This window comes from Vibrio barjaei (assembly GCF_001639065.2).
GTDB classification, from domain to species: Bacteria; Pseudomonadota; Gammaproteobacteria; order Enterobacterales; family Vibrionaceae; genus Vibrio; species Vibrio barjaei.
Map to the genome: position 1 here is coordinate 265,477 of NZ_LQXO02000022.1, position 17,346 is coordinate 282,822.

13 protein-coding genes are annotated in these 17,346 nt (G+C 45.1%); 7 read left to right on the plus strand and 6 right to left on the minus strand.

Annotation, left to right across the window (positions count from 1 at the left end; translation table 11 throughout):
* Position 1 precedes the first annotated feature (1 nt).
* The 4 genes from ilvD to AWH66_RS11790 all read left to right on the plus strand — a co-directional run bounded on the left by ilvD (position 2) and on the right by AWH66_RS11790 (position 4,667).
* A complete protein-coding gene (ilvD, locus tag AWH66_RS11775) occupies positions 2 to 1,690 on the plus strand; it encodes a dihydroxy-acid dehydratase (protein WP_063603130.1) in 1,689 nt (562 codons plus the stop codon).
* A complete protein-coding gene (locus tag AWH66_RS11780; protein WP_063603131.1) occupies positions 1,687 to 2,592 on the plus strand; it encodes a dihydrodipicolinate synthase family protein in 906 nt (301 codons plus the stop codon). Before ilvD ends, AWH66_RS11780 begins: the two co-directional genes overlap by 4 nt.
* 457 nt (positions 2,593 to 3,049) lie before the next feature.
* The gene (locus AWH66_RS11785; protein ID WP_063603132.1) at positions 3,050 to 3,520 is read left to right on the plus strand and encodes a hypothetical protein; all 471 of its coding nucleotides are present in this window, start codon (positions 3,050 to 3,052) and stop codon (positions 3,518 to 3,520) included.
* Positions 3,521 to 3,689: 169 nt separating this feature from the next.
* Positions 3,690 to 4,667 carry a hypothetical protein gene (locus AWH66_RS11790; protein ID WP_063603133.1) on the plus strand — a complete coding sequence of 326 codons (978 nt, stop codon included), beginning with the start codon at positions 3,690 to 3,692 and terminating at the stop codon, positions 4,665 to 4,667.
* Positions 4,668 to 4,904: 237 nt separating this feature from the next.
* Here AWH66_RS11790 and AWH66_RS11795 read toward each other — a convergent pair whose 3' ends face one another.
* The gene (locus AWH66_RS11795) at positions 4,905 to 5,777 is read right to left on the minus strand and encodes a LysR family transcriptional regulator (RefSeq protein ID WP_063603134.1); all 873 of its coding nucleotides are present in this window, start codon (positions 5,775 to 5,777) and stop codon (positions 4,905 to 4,907) included.
* A 209-nt stretch (positions 5,778 to 5,986) separates the two neighbouring features.
* Between AWH66_RS11795 and AWH66_RS11800 the strand changes: the two genes are divergently transcribed.
* Positions 5,987 to 6,931 carry a DUF1989 domain-containing protein gene (locus AWH66_RS11800; RefSeq protein WP_063603135.1) on the plus strand — a complete coding sequence of 315 codons (945 nt, stop codon included), beginning with the start codon at positions 5,987 to 5,989 and terminating at the stop codon, positions 6,929 to 6,931.
* Between the two features lie 62 nt (positions 6,932 to 6,993).
* Positions 6,994 to 7,326 carry a hypothetical protein gene (locus AWH66_RS11805; RefSeq protein WP_063603136.1) on the plus strand — a complete coding sequence of 111 codons (333 nt, stop codon included), beginning with the start codon at positions 6,994 to 6,996 and terminating at the stop codon, positions 7,324 to 7,326.
* A gap of 295 nt (positions 7,327 to 7,621) precedes the next feature.
* Here the strand turns inward: AWH66_RS11805 and AWH66_RS11810 are convergent, their stop codons facing one another.
* From AWH66_RS11810 to mngA, 3 genes are all read right to left on the minus strand, one after another.
* Positions 7,622 to 9,130, minus strand: a complete 1,509-nt coding sequence (locus AWH66_RS11810; RefSeq protein ID WP_063603137.1) for a DUF3360 domain-containing protein — start codon at positions 9,128 to 9,130, stop codon at positions 7,622 to 7,624.
* 837 nt (positions 9,131 to 9,967) lie between these two features.
* Positions 9,968 to 12,607, minus strand: coding sequence for a mannosylglycerate hydrolase (gene mngB, locus AWH66_RS11815; RefSeq protein WP_063603138.1), 2,640 nt, complete (start codon positions 12,605 to 12,607; stop codon positions 9,968 to 9,970).
* Positions 12,608 to 12,729: 122 nt separating this feature from the next.
* Entirely contained in the window at positions 12,730 to 14,664 is a 1,935-nt protein-coding gene (mngA, locus tag AWH66_RS11820; protein WP_063603139.1) for a PTS 2-O-a-mannosyl-D-glycerate transporter subunit IIABC, read from the minus strand.
* 255 nt (positions 14,665 to 14,919) lie between these two features.
* Between mngA and AWH66_RS11825 the strand changes: the two genes are divergently transcribed.
* Complete coding sequence (locus AWH66_RS11825; RefSeq protein ID WP_083400018.1) at positions 14,920 to 15,633, plus strand: GntR family transcriptional regulator; 714 nt, start codon at positions 14,920 to 14,922, stop codon at positions 15,631 to 15,633.
* A gap of 95 nt (positions 15,634 to 15,728) precedes the next feature.
* Here AWH66_RS11825 and phnX read toward each other — a convergent pair whose 3' ends face one another.
* Both phnX and AWH66_RS11835 read right to left on the minus strand, forming a co-directional pair.
* Positions 15,729 to 16,547 (minus strand): phosphonoacetaldehyde hydrolase, encoded by an 819-nt coding sequence (gene phnX / locus AWH66_RS11830; protein WP_063603141.1) that lies wholly within the window; start codon positions 16,545 to 16,547, stop codon positions 15,729 to 15,731.
* Positions 16,540 to 17,346: aspartate aminotransferase family protein (locus tag AWH66_RS11835; protein WP_071487852.1), on the minus strand; the 807-nt coding region annotated here is incomplete at its 5' end. The genes AWH66_RS11835 and phnX, both read right to left, overlap by 8 nt.

Consider the following 17,346-nt stretch of genomic DNA (forward strand, 5'->3'; position numbering starts at 1 on the left):
TATGACCTGTAATTCTTGTAAAGGGTGTGGAACAGCACACCATAATCGAATCTTACAGGGTGATGACGGTGCGCTTAAACGCGCACTCTACAAGTCGATGGATCACTCTGATGAAGATTTAAGACAGCCGATCATCGCGGTTGTGAACAGTTATACCAATGCAACCGCTGGGCACGCCAACCTTGATGTGATTGGACAGCAAGTGATTAAGGGCATAGAAGAGGCTGGTGGTACAGCGATGACGTTTGGCACCATTGCGCCGTGTGATGGTATTGCAGAAGGTCACCTAGGGATGCGTTATATCCTAGCCGCGAGAGAGATCATTGCTGCCTCTATTGAAGTGATGGTCAGAGCACACCGCTTCGATGCTATGGTACTGCTTGGCTCGTGCGACAAAATTGTGCCAGGGATGCTAATGGCTGCGGCTCGGCTCGATATCCCAGCCATTTTGGTCAATGCAGGGCCAATGTATCCTGCGGAGTATAAAGGCAAGCATTGGGACGGCAACATTGTCACGGAAGCCATCGGATGGAAGGCCAAAGGTGAAATTGACGAGGAGGAGTTTCGTAAGATTGAAGACCTCGCAGAACCAACAATCGGTTCATGTACCATGTTTGGTACAGCCAATACTATGTGTTGTCTTGCGGAGTCTTTAGGTATGTCGCTACCCGGCAGTGCGACGATTCCCGCTATTGACCCCGAACGTTTACAAGTGGCTTATCAAAGTGGTCAGCAAATCATGACTTTGGTGGAAAATGATGTCACCGCTAGGCAGATCATTACCAAGCAATCGATTGATAATGCAATCTGCACCTTGCTTGCAACGGGTGGTTCAACCAATGCCATTATCCACCTACAAGCGATTCACTATGAAGCGGGGCTTGGACCTTTGCCGTTAGATAGGTTTGCTCAACTGAGTGACAAGGTGCCACTACTTGCTTCTATTTATCCTGCGTCAGAGTATGACATGATTGATTTCCATCTCGCTGGTGGCGTTGCTGCGGTGGAGCGAGAGATGTGCACGTTACTTGACCTCGACACACTCACTGTAGTAGGGCGAAAAGGTGATGTATTGGAGCAGATCCCAACCACCACCAACCGCAATATCATCAAGCGTTTAGATGAGCCATTTATGCACCAGTCCGGTGTCGGGGTTATGCGCGGTAATGTGGCGCACGAGGGCTCAGTGATTAAGCCTGCGGCAGTGCCTAAGCATATGTTTCAGTTTAGCGGTAAAGCGGTGGTTTTTGACTCTGAGCAAGCGGCTATTGATGCGATCGTTGCCAATCAGATCGTATCTGGTTCTGTGATTGTGATTCGCTATGAAGGGCCGAAAGGTGGAGCAGGATTACCTGAGATGTACAAACCAATGAAACTACTCGAAGGGATGGGTCTCTCTGAGTCTTGCGCTCTGATCACAGATGGAAGATTCTCTGGATCCAATCGCGGTTTGTTTGTTGGCCATATCTCACCAGAAGCATACGAAGGCGGTGTGATTGGGCTGATTGAAAATGGCGACCAAGTCTCGCTTAATATTAGTGCTCGCACTATTACGCTTGATGTCGCAGAGGAAGAGATTAACAAGCGTCGTCAGCAATGGGAGCCGGTAGAAAAAACTATGCCAAATGGGATTCTTGGTCTCTATCGTGACCGTGTTTCATCTGCGGCAACGGGGGCACTACTACGATGATCAAACCACAAGATATTTATGGTGTTAACCCGATAGTCGCGATGCCATTTGATGATAATGGTGATGTTGATATGCCAAGTTTTAGGCAACTAGTCGTGCACTTACTGTCGAGTGGCTGCCATGGAGTGACGTTGTTTGGCATTGCTAGTGAGTTTTACAAACTTAGTGACGTTGAGAAAGATGAACTCGCCGAGTGTTTTTGCCAATTGACCAACAGTAGTTCTGTGTTTAGCTCTATTTCGGTTACCGAGCATTCAACTGAGCTTGCAGTGAAACGTGCGCAACGATATCAACAATTGGGTGCGCAAAGCCTCATGTTGCTTCCACCGCATTTCCTGAAACCAGATAACGACAAAATTATTGCTCATGTTAAGGCGGTATTGCGTGCGGTTTCTATTCCAGTATTGATTCAATATGCGCCATCGGAAACTGGTGTACCAATTGAGCCGCAAGTAATGAAGGAGATTACAGACGAGTATGACAATGCGGTTTTTAAGATCGAATGTAATCCTCCAATGGACTATACGTCGCATTTGCTAGCGCTAAAGCCTGATGCCGTGGTGATGAATGGCTATGCCGGACTTTACATGTTGGATATGCTCTCTATTGGGGGGAAAGGTGTAATGCCAGGCTGCTCTTTCAATGAAGTCTACATTGCTATTTACGATCTGTGGCAATCAGGTCAGCAACAGAAGGCTAAGCAGCTGCATAGTAAACTACTTGAGTATATCTCTAAATGGATGACTCATTGTGAATACATCATTGAAGTTGAGAAAGTGATACTGCAAAAACGCGGGTTAATTGAGTCGAGTTATTGTCGTAAACCAAACTATGGGTTGTCGCCGAGTGACCATCAAGATATTGACGCGTTTATATTGGAGTTTCGAGACTATTTTAGTTGAGCGTTACAGTTGCCATAGTTAAAGCACAATGATGCGGTTTACTTGAGGTGAACGATGTTGTGCATACTTGGTTACCAACTTTGCTTTTTCTTCGCTACGCAGATTAGGTATGTAGATAAGTTGCTTGTCATTTAAGAAGAACAAACGCGCGAGCTTGCACTAGGGCACTTTAGTGCCCTATCTGTTCATCTATGGATAAAAGTCTGCATTTGAACTTTCTAATCTCGTAAATCTTGATCAACTACAGATAATGGAAAGCGCTACGGTTGAGTCGTTCAGAGCTAGCGCTAACGGTTAGAGTTGGCTCACAGCATCTTTACTTACAAGCCGATACTTGTTCTAATTCCAAATCCTTTTTTTGCCATATCAGAGAACTGTCAATTTTTAAGTACTAGAACGTATTAGTGGCTTTTATCTGTTATCATCATGAGATAGCAGTAACAAAAAAGTATTCTATATGGCCAAGATATCCGCTGAAGAAAAAGCAAAAAAGAAACAAAGCATGGATGATAAGATTTTCTCAATCTTTATTAATGAAGGCTGGGGAGCAGTCACTTATGATCGATTAGCAAAAGAGTTTAATGTGCGAAAGAGTAGCATCCAAGCCTACTACCCAAGCAACATTATGTTCGCTACGGCTCTCCAAGGAAAAGTGTTCCCATTAGTTATCCCTCTTTTAGATTTTTCTACAAAGCAAGGGTTCATCGATTCATGGTTAATAGCTTATAAAGATGAAGAACAGCATTTATTCAAAGAAGTTGTGGAGATGCTATTCGACAATATCATGAAAGATGGGACAAGCCCTCACTCTAGAGGTTCAGTACTTCGACTACAGCAAATACTCGCACAAAATATCGGTGAAGATGATGCAAAGATGGCAATAAAAATAGTCTTTGGTGAAATAATTTACATAAAAATGCAGATATAAAACAAAACGTTAAGAATAAAAGCACATGTTCACTGATTATTTTTATAAAAAAAACGCTTGTAATGCGTACTGGTACCAATTAAGATTGGCCTCATCAATACGGAGCAGGCATGTCCTTCTTCGTTTTTTTTAAAATCTAATGCGTACTAGTACGTTCATGGGTGTGTGTATGAAACAAGTAATTCTAACTTCAGTATTCATGGTAGCGACTTCTTTCGGTACAAGTGCTACTGAATTAACAAAAGAAAAAGGTACTGAGCTATGTCCTGTTGCTACATACGCTTCAGGAGGCATCTGCTTGATGGAAGAGGGCGGTTCTACATATGTCTACACTAAAGACATTGAACCAATCATCGTTCCTGAACCAGTAGTTCCTCCTCGTGAACCAAAGCTAACTGATGAGCAGAAGTTCAAGGTACTGGCTGTTGCTTATATTGCTAAAAATAATGGCGATACCGGTACTGACCCAATTGAGGAACCAATTGTAGTTAATCCTCTTCCACCTGAAGATGTAATAATCGAACCTATTGATGTGGTAATTACTCCAATTGACCCTGGTTTCCGTGTAGACCCAATTGAAGTTGTGCCTGGTGAGCCAGTGGATGAGCCGATCAAGGTTAACCCAATCAAAGATGAGCATGACTTGGATATGAGTTGGAAGAGTCCTATTAAGATCTTAGACCCTCGTGACCAAGCAGGCTGGAACAAACTGTATGCCTTGGCTCAGAATGATGAGACTCGTTCTTCTATCCAGACAATGATGCAATACATGGAGCGTTGGGCTACCTGTAATGATTGTACCGAGACTACTCCAGAAGAGTTTGATAAAGCTGTAAAAGATTTGTTCACTAACATTGATGCTCTTCAACCTGTCCAAAAAGTACTGGCTATGGCAGCAATTAACAACATCAGTGTTAACCATACTGACTATGTTTCACTTCTTGACCAGTTAGTTAATGGTTTCGGTAAAGGGACTCCTGAACAGAAGACTATGTACAACAAGTTCCAATCTCTACGTGATAGTAAAGGTATCCGTGACGCTGCACGGAACAATGCCGATGGTTCTCGTAGTGACATTCGCCAAGAGCGTCGAACTAAGAATGGTTGGACTCGTGAGAAAGCTAAAGCAGCTTACGCATCACGCTAATAACTAAATTTGAATGACCATATCTAATACAATTAATTACAAACAAAAAGAGCCTCACTGTGAGGCTCTTTTTGATTTATGATACTTCCTGTATCCGTAGACAATTCCTATCTGCAGTATCTTTACAGATATCCAGATCATCAAAATCTCCAGTAACGATGTATCAAAGTAAATCTAGCAGGAACAGTCCGCAGACTCAATATATCTTGCATAGCTGTGACTTGTTAACTGGTTGACTTACTGATTTTGTAGCAACCAAGTCTGAATCGCCCGATGCACTTCACCATCTAAGTGATCAGCACGCCAAAATACTTGCGGCTGACAGTGCTTTTGTGGTGAGTCGAACACCTCTAGCGCAATAAGCTGACCGTCATCAATATCTTCATGCATCACGTTCAATCCCAATGGCATATAAGCCCAACAATAAGACGATTTGACCATAATGATCGCCGAGTTATAGCTGGAGCAGTGACAGACTTTAACTGCGGTGGCATTACGACCCGAGTCTCGGCTGGTTTCGACAATGACTTGGCGATGCATTTTCAGATCTTGCAGGGTGACTTGCTCCAAGGCACTCAGTGGATGCTCAGGGCTGGCTAGGTAGGCGTAAGGCACGCTCGGCATGGTGTGGCTAATTAACTCTGGTAAAGCTGACATGCTGCCGAGTGAAAATCCAATATCGGCTTCGCTAGTTAACACCCATTGGGTGACTTCTTTAGCTGTCCCTTCCAAAATATCCAGTTGCAGTTCGGGATACTGTTTTTTCAGATGCTGAATTAACTGAAATTGCCTTGGCATATCGTAAAACGGGTCGATGGCGATGCGATATCTGCTCTCAAGTTGGGGGCCATAACTATCGGCAATGCGATGGAAATTTTCCGCTCGGCATAGTATCAACCTCGCCTCAGATAACAGAGACTCGCCTACCGATGTTAGTGTGACACTTCGCGCGCCCCGCTTAAACAGCACCTTGCCACAATCGGTTTCAAGGTTACTAATTGCCAGACTTACCGACGATTGCGCCACCCCCAGCTTTCGCGCTGCGGCAGAAAACGAACCTGTAGTGGCTACTTTCTCGAATATCTCTAATTGGCGAAAATTCAACTGCATAGATATAGGTAATCCCGATGGCTAGCTAATTATAAGTATCGAATACTAGCATGTATATTTCAACTAAACCAAAACGGAGTGACAAGGCTGACACCAAGAGAACCCAGTGTACACCGTTCTAGTTTTAGTCTTGCTGACGCTAGTACAAAGTTACTAAAGAACTTACTTAGGTTCAGCAATAACACAATCCATCACTTAAGGAGTTCGTTATGAACAACAATGTAACCACCGCCTCACAAGAAGTCGATCCAGTCAAACAATATCGTGATAGGACTGGCGTAAACAAAGCCTTCTACGACCGCATTGTCGCCAACAAAGAAAACTGGAAACTAAGTAGGAGACACGTTCAGCCAATCCACACCGGTGAAGCCTATTTTGTGCCTGCTGGCAGTGTGTTTACCATCCGCCAAACCCATGGTCCACAAATCAATGATGTGATGTTTGCCAACGCACATGATTTGCGTGAAACCTCAAGCTTTGAGACCACTATGCAGCTGGAAGGCTTCCAAATGACCACTTTAAACCGCGCTTGGACTAATGTGCCTTACATGCGCCCGATCGCCACCATCATTGAAGATGGAGCCAATTATAGTGATAAAGACTCACTACCAGATGACAACACTAAGTGGCATTTCTTTGGCCCGCATTGCACCACTGAGTTGATTGAAGCGGCGAGTGGCAAATCGAATCACCCATCATGTCAAACCAATTTTGAAATGGCGTGGGGTAAGTTAGGTGTGCCAGCTGATGATGCGCGTACGCGTCAGGCTGATTTGAATGTGTTTCAACCGAATGATTTTTCGGCTAAAAGTGAAGCGGGTTTCAGTGTCGGTGCACTACACCCAGGTAAAAACTACGAGGGAGGTCAGTACATTAGTTTTTATGCCGAGATGGACAGCTTTGTGCTAGTGAGTATGTGCCCATTCGGCAACCAAGATGCGCCTATCTTGGAAGTAACCAATTGGCCTCAGACGATGGAGATCTATGACTCGGGCATTGCGCCAGAAGAGAATCCACGCCACTTCTCGCATCAAGAGGAATGGAACCTGCGCAAAAACCAAATCGAAGGCACACCAGAAAAGCCTGTGATTGTACGTATACCGGGCGTCACTACTCTGGAGAAAGCGGACACCAGTTATAACGATGCCATCTAATCGCTAGGTGTAGCGCGTCTCAACAGGTGCGCTAACTTTTTCAGTTCAAACGAGAGGTTATTATGTCGACGTTAAGAAAATCCACACCCACTAAGTTAGACACCAGCACGAATGCGCCTCAATTGAAGGATTTAGTGAACACACCGTGGAAGAAGATAGTGTTTATCGGCTTAATATGCAGCCAATTACTCATTTTTGGCTTCTTACCCATCGCCGCCGCCATTGGGGGAATATTAGAACTAACTGCCTTACAAATCGGAAGTCTAGGTGGCAGCTTGTGGGCGCTTGGTGAAGTGCTTTTTTTTAGTAGCATCGTTATTCTTGGTAAGCCTGTATTTAACATTTTAAAAACGAAAGTGTTGGCTTTTTTTAGTCGGAAGCAAGCTAAGAGCTGATTGGTTAGGTTCTGCGAGCTTCGAGCTTGCTGTATACGACTTATGCTTAACTCGGGAAAGGGCCAAAATAAGCCCGCCTCGTCAGGCAGTTAGCGGAGGTGGAGCATGTGATTCAGGGGACGCTGTTGGTGGATTCCTGCCTTCGCAGGAATGACCGCATTTGGGCTTGGGTACTTGATGGTAAGTAGCCTCGAAACGGTAAGAGACGGTTTAGAACCACTGAACTAAACCGTTTCGATCAGGAGAGAAAAAGTACCTTCAAACTATTATCTCTTATCGTGAGCTTATCTAAAGGTTAACGAAAACTTGGGATAATCGCTGGTATCCCTGGTAGAAGACCAACCAACGCCATCACACTACTTAACACAATAAACATAACTCCAGGCAACACCCAACGGCTCATTTTACTTAGCTCACCGCTACGTTCTTTACAACCGACTAAGCCTAAGTTGTCTAACAACATGGTGAGAGACCAGCCGAATGCTGGGTTAACTAGTGCTGAAGAAAATACAACAATAGCCGCCGATTGTGTGGTTTTCCCTTCACGAGTCATTTCCATTCCAGCTTCTAGCAATGGAACAAATACTCCAACAACTAACGCAACACAAAGTACAGGTTGCCATATAGCTAAATCCATAGGGTAGCCCCAAACAGCCGCTATGATACAGAACAGTGCCGTCAGCAAAGCACCTGCAGGAATAGGGCGTTTAGCAATAGCCGCTGGCACGATATAAGTGCCCCACGAAGAAGTAAAATTAGTACCACCGAGCAGAGAGCCGAATGTTTGACGAATTGAAGCCGTGGTCATGGTATCGTCAATGTTCATATGTACTTTTTCTGTACGTTCTGGATAGCTGATTTTTTGAAACACTTGATGCCCTAAAAAATCTGGCGACCACATGGCCACTGCTAAAATAGCAAAGGGCAGTACCACCATGAAATGTTCTATTGTAGGTAAGCCAAGCATCCAGCCAGTATCTTCTCCCCACCAATACATAGGGTTCATATTGGGTAACCCAGGCTCGGTTTGAAAAGAAAACGGGGCACCCATGGCAAAAGCTAACGAACCACCTAGCAAGCAACTAAGAGGCACGGCTAGCCAACGTTTACGAAAATGTTCCAATAAAGCATATAAAATAATAGTGCAAAAGATCACGACAAACGCAATATGACTCATGCCTATTCCCTCAGCCCAAGTGAACAGCTTTTTAACTTGAGAAACGGTTCCCACAAAGCCAAGGTAGAGTAATAGACCGCCACACACACCTTTACTGGTGAGACTTGCTAACATGCTGCCGCCTTTACTGATGGCTAAGATTAAGCCAAAAGCGCCAATCAGCAACCCAAAAGCCATAGGATGCCCGCCTGCTGCAACGACAATGGGAATTAAAGGGATTAGTGGGCCGTGTGTACCTGCGAGATTAGCAGTCGGTAATAAGAATCCTGAGAAAAGAATAATGAAAACAGATGCAATGAGTAATTCATAACGAACATTTTCCAAAACAAAGCCTTCATTTAGCCCAAGCGCTCCAGCAAAGGTGGCTGCAATGGCTCCCACCATAACTACTTTGCCAATGGTCGCCGCCATCGCTGGGATGGTATCTTCGAGCTCAAATCGATAATCTTTAAACGGCAGATTGGCACGCCAGCGTTTGGGTGCCATGATTTGTAATTCATGTTCTAAATATTGTTCTCGGGTAACAAATTTCGATCTTGGTTTATGTTGTTGTTCATAAGTCAGTTCATCCTCGTTGACTTGAGGCTTATCTGTTCGTATATGTACGGACTCTATAGTACTGCTCATTTTGATTCCTTTCGTTCACACTCTAAGGTGTGTTTCTCCAACCAACGTTATTTACTCACTGTACGAAGACTATGCGAGTAGTTGTCTATATATTATCGGCTACAAAGACTCGATGACTCTTTTTGTAACCCATTGAAATTCAGTTGTTAGTACCTTATACCAATCGAAAAAAAACAAATAGTCTCAGACAGTTAGACATTAGTCGTAGAGTGCGGCTGCTAGTATTAGCTTTGTTGTGGCATTCGATAGAGTCGAATTCAGTTAGACTGTTATCCTCGCGAAAACGAAGAGCTTCTGAAGCGTGTAAATAACTGAAAATTTGAAAGTAAATCATGTAAATTAGGTTTACAAAACGTTGTATGAGACTCTCTTTTTCAAGGGAATGACGAATATATTGAGGTGGATGCGAGACAGAAAAGGGGAGAAAGTAAGCCATCGTCGACGAGCAACTATCAGAGGTGAAGTATATGATTCTGGTGACGTGCTGTTGGTCGATTTCTATCTTTGCAGGAACGACAGGATTTGGACTTGGGCACGTGCTGGTAGGTAACTTAGAAAGGAACAAAAGTGCTTTAACTTGCCTACGCCGTCTAACTTGATATAGCCAATACAACGAAAAAACCCGCCTCGCAGCGGGGTTGGTCAAAGAGCTTGATTATGAACTTATCAGGACCATAAGTTACCAATAGTGAGCCTGTGAAGTCTCAATTAAACAGACTCTAGGTACGTCGCTAGTATGGTAATAACCGAGAGACAGTACCATTCCCTTGATATTGGTAAAGGGGGAAGTCAGCAAAGAAGCGGAGCACGATGCTTTTTGCTGACCACAAACTTAGCCTAAAGCTTAACTTGGAAGCTTCTCGCCTGACACGGTTTTAGCGATCCAAAGGATTGCATCTCAACGTTCGTATCTCGAATTCGCTCGTCCATACTCACTTCTCTCCAAGAGGTAACCGATTCATTGAATGCGATATTGTCTTCAACGACTGAAGTCTCTGATGGGTTGTAGACTCGGAGAATTAATGCGTTTTCATCTTCTGCTTTCTTAAGTACGCTCAGAACGGCTCCTTTTTGACTCTTATTGAGCAAGGAGTAAGTCAACGGTTTGTTTTGCTCGCCCACATTCAACTTCATCGCGTTATAAGGAATTTTGTTGTAGCACTGAACTGGCGTTACATTGTCACGCGACTCTGCCATGATGTTGGCATCTATGTGGTTGCCAGCAAAACCAAACAGCGCGAACTCACACACGATCTTGCCGCGAGTTTGAGAATGTGGTGTTGGGATCTTAATACCAGATGGTCGGCCAGGTCGAAGAAGAAGGTTCTCTTTACCAAGGACCCCAACACCACGGAATAGCGTGAGTGCGAAAGTATCACGTTGCGCGTTACCTTGACTGGAAATGACTTCGAATTCACGCAGACCATTGGACATTATTGCCATACCGCCCGTGTTGTTCTCAACCGCTGCGAAGTTCATCAGTTGATAAACGGGTACGGGTGCTTCTTTCCAGCCTTCTTGCTCCCAAACATCCATCGCAGGATCGTTCGTCGGGCGAGTGATGAGACCAAACTGGTTATCGGCAACGACAGTTTCAGATACGAATGGTGTAGGAACGAGAACTCGAACACGGTGATCGTCGGCTTGGTTGTCCATTTCCATGCGGACTTCAATACGACGAGAGCCCTGTTTTAGAACCACTTGGCAGTCCACATCAACAAATCCGTTTTGGCCTGAACGCGCTTCGCGCTCTTCAAGGTTTGCAGGTACGTTCATGCGAGTTTTGATTGTTGCAACAGACTGGAAGCCTTCATGTTTGATGCTGGTTTCAACGTCAAACTCATCGGAATACATCAGCCATTCTTGGCGAGAAGGTGAGTAATCGTACTCGTCGCCATCGTCAGAACCATCTTCGACACGCAATACTTGGTCGAACGACATTTGAGTGTCTTTATCAAACACAGTCAGTGTACCGTTGTTGTTAACTGTTATTTGGTAGAACTCATTTTCAAGTATGTCGGCGCTTGAGTGAATCGCTTTTTGTGCGCCGTCTTGGTTACCTTGGATGTGAAGCGTAGTGTAGCCCATTGCAGGTACTGAGTATTTAATCTGGATATCGTACTCAATAAATGGGTCATAGTTACCATAGTGAACAATTTGGCGGTCAATCTTGCCTGGGTCGATAATGCGTTGGTCTTGGATATAGTAGTCGACCGCCTTGCCATCATCATCGAACAGATTGAACTTGTCAGCGCGAATGGTGATGGTTGTGTTGATCACTTCCTCACGTTCGTAAGGTGACAGGTTAAAGAACGCTAGCTTGTCACACCCTTCACGTGCAGGCATATGGTCAACAATCTTACGCTTGTAGAAATTGATCAGGTTGGTCGCCATATCATCCGCTAGGATGTAACGGTTTAAGATCTCAGCGTGAACTTTATCAGAGCAGCAGCAACCAATAGAGTCGTGAGCATGGTTCTTCATGCTCTCTTTCCACATTTTTTCGATAAGACCGTGGTGGTATTCAAATCCAAGAGCCCAAGCAATTGAAGCGAGCGGCTCTAAGATGTTGACGATCTTATTTTCCACTTCAGCATGGATCAATTTGATGTCCATACGAGTCGATGAAATTGTGCGGTGGACGCGCATGTACTTGCCGTCGTTAAACTCACCTTTGATGGTATCGAGGTTGTCACGCTGTTCACGGATACGGTCGAAGACCTCTTCAAAGCGGCTCATGACGAACTCACGCTCTGGATAGATCTCGCGTAGTTTGTCCATCACGTCAAAGATATCTTTTTGAATTGGCATTTGGTCGTGACCGTTTGGCAAAAGGATATCTTTAGTCACAGATGGCTTTTCAAGTACTGGGAAATACTTGTCGAGACGCGCACGTAAACCTTCTTCATCTTGCGGTAGGTATTTACCAATCGCATAACCAAGCGGAAGTACTTGTGTCATGACTTCTGAGCCATCGTTTGATTGCCAAAGGAATTCGGTTTTGTCGGTGCCATGACGCTCAGAACAACCACGCCAGAACATAGCGGTGTCGATATCGAAACCGTTATAGATCATCGGCAACTGAGAGCTCATTGAAAACGAATCAGGTAGGTAACCAATCTTCATTGGCTCACCAAGAGAGAGACAATCGCGTAATCCATACATCATGTTTCGTACGATAGATTCACCTGAGACTTGCATGGTGTCTGTTTGCGAGTACCAAGGACCCACAATCAACTTACCTGCTTCTGCGAGGGCTTTCACACGCTCTTTGTTTTCTGGTTTGATAGCAAAATAGTCTTCAAGAACCGCTGTTTGTCCATCAAGTACGTAGTATTTGTACTCAGAGTCTGTCTCCAGACGCTGCATAATTTCTTCCATATTGTTCACCAGAAGAATGCGCGATTCTTCTGTCGTGAAATACCATTCACGGTCCCAATGCATGTGAGGAGTGATATGAACGCGAGATGTAGTCATTGTGTTAACCTTTGGACTGCTTTGCAGTGAGTTTGAATTCTTTAATATCAAGGGATTGTTTCTATTTGCTGATTTAGGGCACAGAGAGCCTGTGCCCTTCAGCTTATTGATGGTTTATGCCATTAGTTTTGAGTCGCAACCTGAGCGTCAAACTTGCCCTTTTTTACGGCATGCGCTCTCCACGCTAGCAAGGTTACGGTTGAGATAGCGGTACCAATTAAGGCTGCACCGAACCAGATCGCTGCGGCCATGAAGCTGCCAATACCAGCGTCGTGCAGTAGGAAAATTGAGAAGATACCCGCTCCCGGTGTTGATAGACCGATACCTGCAGCACCAATCATCGCCCCTGTTACAACTGAGCCTAATAGGAACGAGCCGATAACACGGATTGGATCTTCAATCGCCATCGGGATAGCACCTTCGGTGATACCCGCAAGACCAAGTAACCATGTAGATTTACCGGTTTCAATTTCAAAGTCTTTGAATAAACGTGGTGCAAGCATGGTCGATGCAGTTACTGTGAATGCCGATACCATTTTCACTGAGCCGAAGATAGCGTATGGGCCGTAAACACCGTTTGCCATTGCACCAAGACAGAATGCGTATGCCGCTTTGTTTACTGGACCACCTAAGTCGAATGATACGAAACAGCCAATCACGGCGCCCAGAAGTAGAGCGTTTGTGCCAGACATGCCGTTTAGCCAGTCAGTTAGGCCTTGGTTAAGCCATGCAACAGGCTTGCCGATAACAAACAGCATTAGTGAACCCGCAACCAAAGTGCCAATAACTGGATATAAGTAGAAGGTTAAGAAGCCGTTGAAGGCAGGGCTAAGGCGAACATTCTCTTTCACCCAACGCATTACGTAACCCGCAATCAGACCACCAACTACGCCACCTAAGAAGCCTGAACCGATTAGGTTGGCAGCGATACCTGCAGCAAAACCAGGACCAAGTGCTGGTTTATCAGCAAGTGAGTAAGCGGTGTAAGCGGCAAGTACAGGAACCATCAAGGTGCCAAGCAGACCGCCGCCAAGCTTGCGATACATCCATAGCCACGAACCATCGGTTGCATACAATTCTTGCAGATCGAAAATTTGAGCAATAAGAACGGCCACTGCCAGAACTGTACCGCCAGCCACAATAAGAGGAACGGCATAAGAGATACCGGAAAGCAGTGCTTGTTTTAGCTCTGTTTTCAGCGGTAGTTTTTTCGGTTTATCGTCCGTTGCGATAGTACGCTCAGCACCAGCACTGTTCTTGCCTGCTTCAATTGCGTCGTTGAGAATACGTTCTGCGTGTTTGATTGGCTCTGCCACTGGCACTTCAACACGTGGGATACCATTAAAGCGTTCAACTTCTTTGATCGCGACTTCTGCTGCAAATACAACAGCTGTGGCTTTGTTCAACTGTTCTACAGTCAAACGGTCTTCAATCCCGTTCGCACCTTGTTTCTCAACATAAACCTTGTAGCCTAGCTTTTTACCTGTCTTTTCAAGGTACTCGGCTGCCATGTAGGTATGAGCAATACCAGCAGGGCAGGCGGTCACACAAACAACGGTTGGCGCATTTGTATCTAAGTTGTCTTGTTTTTCAGCTATGTTGTCTTTGCCGGTCAATAAACCCAGAATTTGTTCTGAAGTTGTAGCATTGAGAACCGCCTGACGCACATCATCGTCAACCAGTGTCGTGGTCAGCTCGGTAAGCAGGTGCATATGTGTTGAGCCTGCTTCTGCATTTGGAATTGCAATTAAGAAGATGAGATTAACGTCTTCATCTTCATCAAGTCCTTGCCACTTAAGGTCTTTTGAAAGGGTGGCGACTGCGAAAGCGGCTTCTTTCACCGCGTCAGTTTTCCCATGTGGTACTGCTAAGCCTTCTCCTAGCGCTGTTGGGCCTTGAGCTTCGCGCTCGAATACAGCCTTTAAATATTCTTCCTTATTGTACAACTTGCCTTGTTGGTGTAATTGTTCGGCAAGGGCTTCAATCGCTGCATCACGACTTTCAAATGTCGTTTGTAGGTTTATCAGCGATGGGTTGGTAAGAGATGTTAGGTTCATAACTTTTGTCCCATTGTTACATTCATCTATTGTTGTCCTGTCAACAATGAGTGAATAATACCTATTTGATACAAATGATCCATGATCAAGATCTCATTTATCTGGAAATATGTATTGTTGTTGTATTTAAATTTAAGTTTTTTGTAGTAACAACTGCTTGTCATTGGTCTATCAATTCGTATCATATTGGTTAAATATAGTTAATGTTGAGTGCTCCGACTCAATTGACGCCGTAATCAGGTAGTAGAGGTTAGTATGGCGAGATTACCGATGTATCGCAGAATTGCCGATGCGATCCGCGAAAAAATTAGTAGTGGAGAATATAAAGTGGGGGAAGCATTGCCCACTGAAGCCCAGTTGCGTGAAGAGTTTTCTGTGAGTCGGGTGACTGTCAGGCAGGCTATCAAGTTATTGGTAGAAAACCAGGAGCTAGAGAGTATTCAAGGTAGTGGTACATATGTAAAAGAAAACCGTGTTAATTATGATATCTACCAACAAACCAGTTTTGCTGAGAAATGGGCTCACCTACAAGGTGTGACTCACAGTGATGTACTGGCCTTTGAGATTCAAGCCGCATCCATCACTATGGCTGAACATCTAGAGATCTCAGAAGGAGAACGTATCTTCTACATTAAACGCGTTCGCTTCTTGGACGATAACCCAATCACGGTGGAAGAAACTTGGATGCCAACGAGTATGTTCCCAGACCTGACTTATCAGGTCATGCAAGGCTCTAAGTACGATTTCATTGAGAAACAAAAAGGCTTGATCATCGATCGTAGCGAACAAGAAATCATTCCTGTATTACCACCGGAAGATATTGCAGACCTACTGCAAATTAACCCAGCACAACCCATCATAGAGAAGCGAACTAGAGGTTATTTACGCGGAGACACAGTGTTCGAGTATAGTCGTAACTACTTTAAATCTAGTGAGTATAAATTTACCTTGGTGGCTAAACGACACTAACGCAAAAACCCGCAGCTAGGCTGCGGGTTTTGCGTTCAAATGCTCGATAAGCCAAAGGAGCTCAGCGCGCTTCTTGTACTGTCGACGTGTCGTCGTTAAGGACGTTCGCCAGCAGCAAGACGTTTTTCGATATCCGCTACGACGTCTGGGAGGTCGGCGATGGTATCGATGAGGTAGTGCGGTGATGCTTTGCCAAGTTTCGTGCGAGCGCGCTCACGAGCTGCATCAAGAGTGGCGTGATCCGCTGATTGGTATTCGTCAAACGTTAAGCCTGCTTCGTTGCCTGATAGCAGCAGGCCAACGGTCCACATTCCTGCATTATGACCTTCTTCGATGCCCGGCGCAGCGTCATCGACTTTCACACAAGCACCAACACAGCCAACACCAAGTTCAATAACGTTTTTCAGTGCCATAAATGGTGCAGGGCGGCCACCTTGAGGGAGATCATCTGTGGCAACCACATAATCCGGTTTGTAGCCATAGTCCGCAGCGACAGGAATAAGTGCATCCATGACCTCTCTCGGGTAACCAGAGCAAGAGCCAATCTTGATTCCTTTATCTTTGAATGAATTCACCACCTCAACGGCATTAAGAATCGGCTCGGCATGATCGGCGACTTTGGCTTTTTGCAAAGGCATGAAGGCAGCGTAAATTGCGTCTACATCTGAATCACTCATCTCTTTGCCGAATTGCGCAATCCAGCGCACTTTTACGTCTGGTAATTGGCCGACCGCTTTAATGTGGTCCCATTTACCAATGCCCATAGGCTCACGAGCTTCGGCAAGCGCAATATCGAAGTCGAAACCTTGTTTAAATGCTTCCACGAAAATACTCGTTGGCGCAAATGAGCCAAAGTCCACGATAGTTCCTGCCCAGTCGAATACAATAGCTTGAATTGGAGATGAATTAGACATAGTTGAAATCCTTACATACTTTAGTGATTGCTTGCTCGAAAATATCGAGTGCGGTCGTCAGCTCTTCACGAGTAATAACGAGGGGGGGACTAAGCTGAATAACGTTGCCTTGCGACACCTTAAAACTCAGTCCGTGGTTCAGACATTGGTAAAGAACTTGCTCTGCCTCATCGAATGCGCGTGCTTTAGTGACATGACTCTTCACTAATTCCACACCCCAGAGTAGACCAATACCGCGTACGTCACCAATGACTGGATACTGTTGTTTCATCGTTTCTAGGCGAGCTTTGACATACTCACTGTCACGACGTGTTTTTTCTAAAAGATTCTCTTGTTCAATGGCTTCCATGGTAGCCAGTGCCGCCGCGCAGCCAAGCGCACTTTTCTCGTGGGTATAGTGACCCAGAGAAATCTCTGCAGCGGTGTTGTATTTTTCTTTGGTTACCATGGCGGCGATAGGCACCAAACCACCACCGAAACCTTTACCAATGCATAAAATATCCGGTTCGATATCAAAGGCTTGATAGGTGAACCACTCGCCGCTTCGGCCCATACCGTTTGGGATGTCATCGATAATCAACAACACATTATGCTTGTCACAGATTTCGCGTACGCGTTGCCAATAGGCTTTACTTGGCACTTGAACATCGGTATTGCGAACACCTTCAGCAATAAAGGCACCTATGCCGCCTTCTTTCTCGATAACGTATTCGAGATAATCTGCATAATGTACATCGCTGCCATCTTGAGAAGGCAAGGCACCTCGGTAGGACACGGCGGGTGGAATACGTTCAACGCC

Coding starts and splice junctions, on each gene's coding strand:
- ilvD (WP_063603130.1), top strand. CDS start 2: ATGACCTGTAATTCTTGTAAAGGGTGTGGAACAGCACACCATAATCGA.
- AWH66_RS11780 (WP_063603131.1), top strand. CDS start 1,687: ATGATCAAACCACAAGATATTTATGGTGTTAACCCGATAGTCGCGATG.
- AWH66_RS11785 (WP_063603132.1), top strand. CDS start 3,050: ATGGCCAAGATATCCGCTGAAGAAAAAGCAAAAAAGAAACAAAGCATG.
- AWH66_RS11790 (WP_063603133.1), top strand. CDS start 3,690: ATGAAACAAGTAATTCTAACTTCAGTATTCATGGTAGCGACTTCTTTC.
- AWH66_RS11795 (WP_063603134.1), bottom strand. CDS start 5,777: ATGCAGTTGAATTTTCGCCAATTAGAGATATTCGAGAAAGTAGCCACT.
- AWH66_RS11800 (WP_063603135.1), top strand. CDS start 5,987: ATGAACAACAATGTAACCACCGCCTCACAAGAAGTCGATCCAGTCAAA.
- AWH66_RS11805 (WP_063603136.1), top strand. CDS start 6,994: ATGTCGACGTTAAGAAAATCCACACCCACTAAGTTAGACACCAGCACG.
- AWH66_RS11810 (WP_063603137.1), bottom strand. CDS start 9,130: ATGAGCAGTACTATAGAGTCCGTACATATACGAACAGATAAGCCTCAA.
- mngB (WP_063603138.1), bottom strand. CDS start 12,607: ATGACTACATCTCGCGTTCATATCACTCCTCACATGCATTGGGACCGT.
- mngA (WP_063603139.1), bottom strand. CDS start 14,664: ATGAACCTAACATCTCTTACCAACCCATCGCTGATAAACCTACAAACG.
- AWH66_RS11825 (WP_083400018.1), top strand. CDS start 14,920: ATGGCGAGATTACCGATGTATCGCAGAATTGCCGATGCGATCCGCGAA.
- phnX (WP_063603141.1), bottom strand. CDS start 16,547: ATGTCTAATTCATCTCCAATTCAAGCTATTGTATTCGACTGGGCAGGA.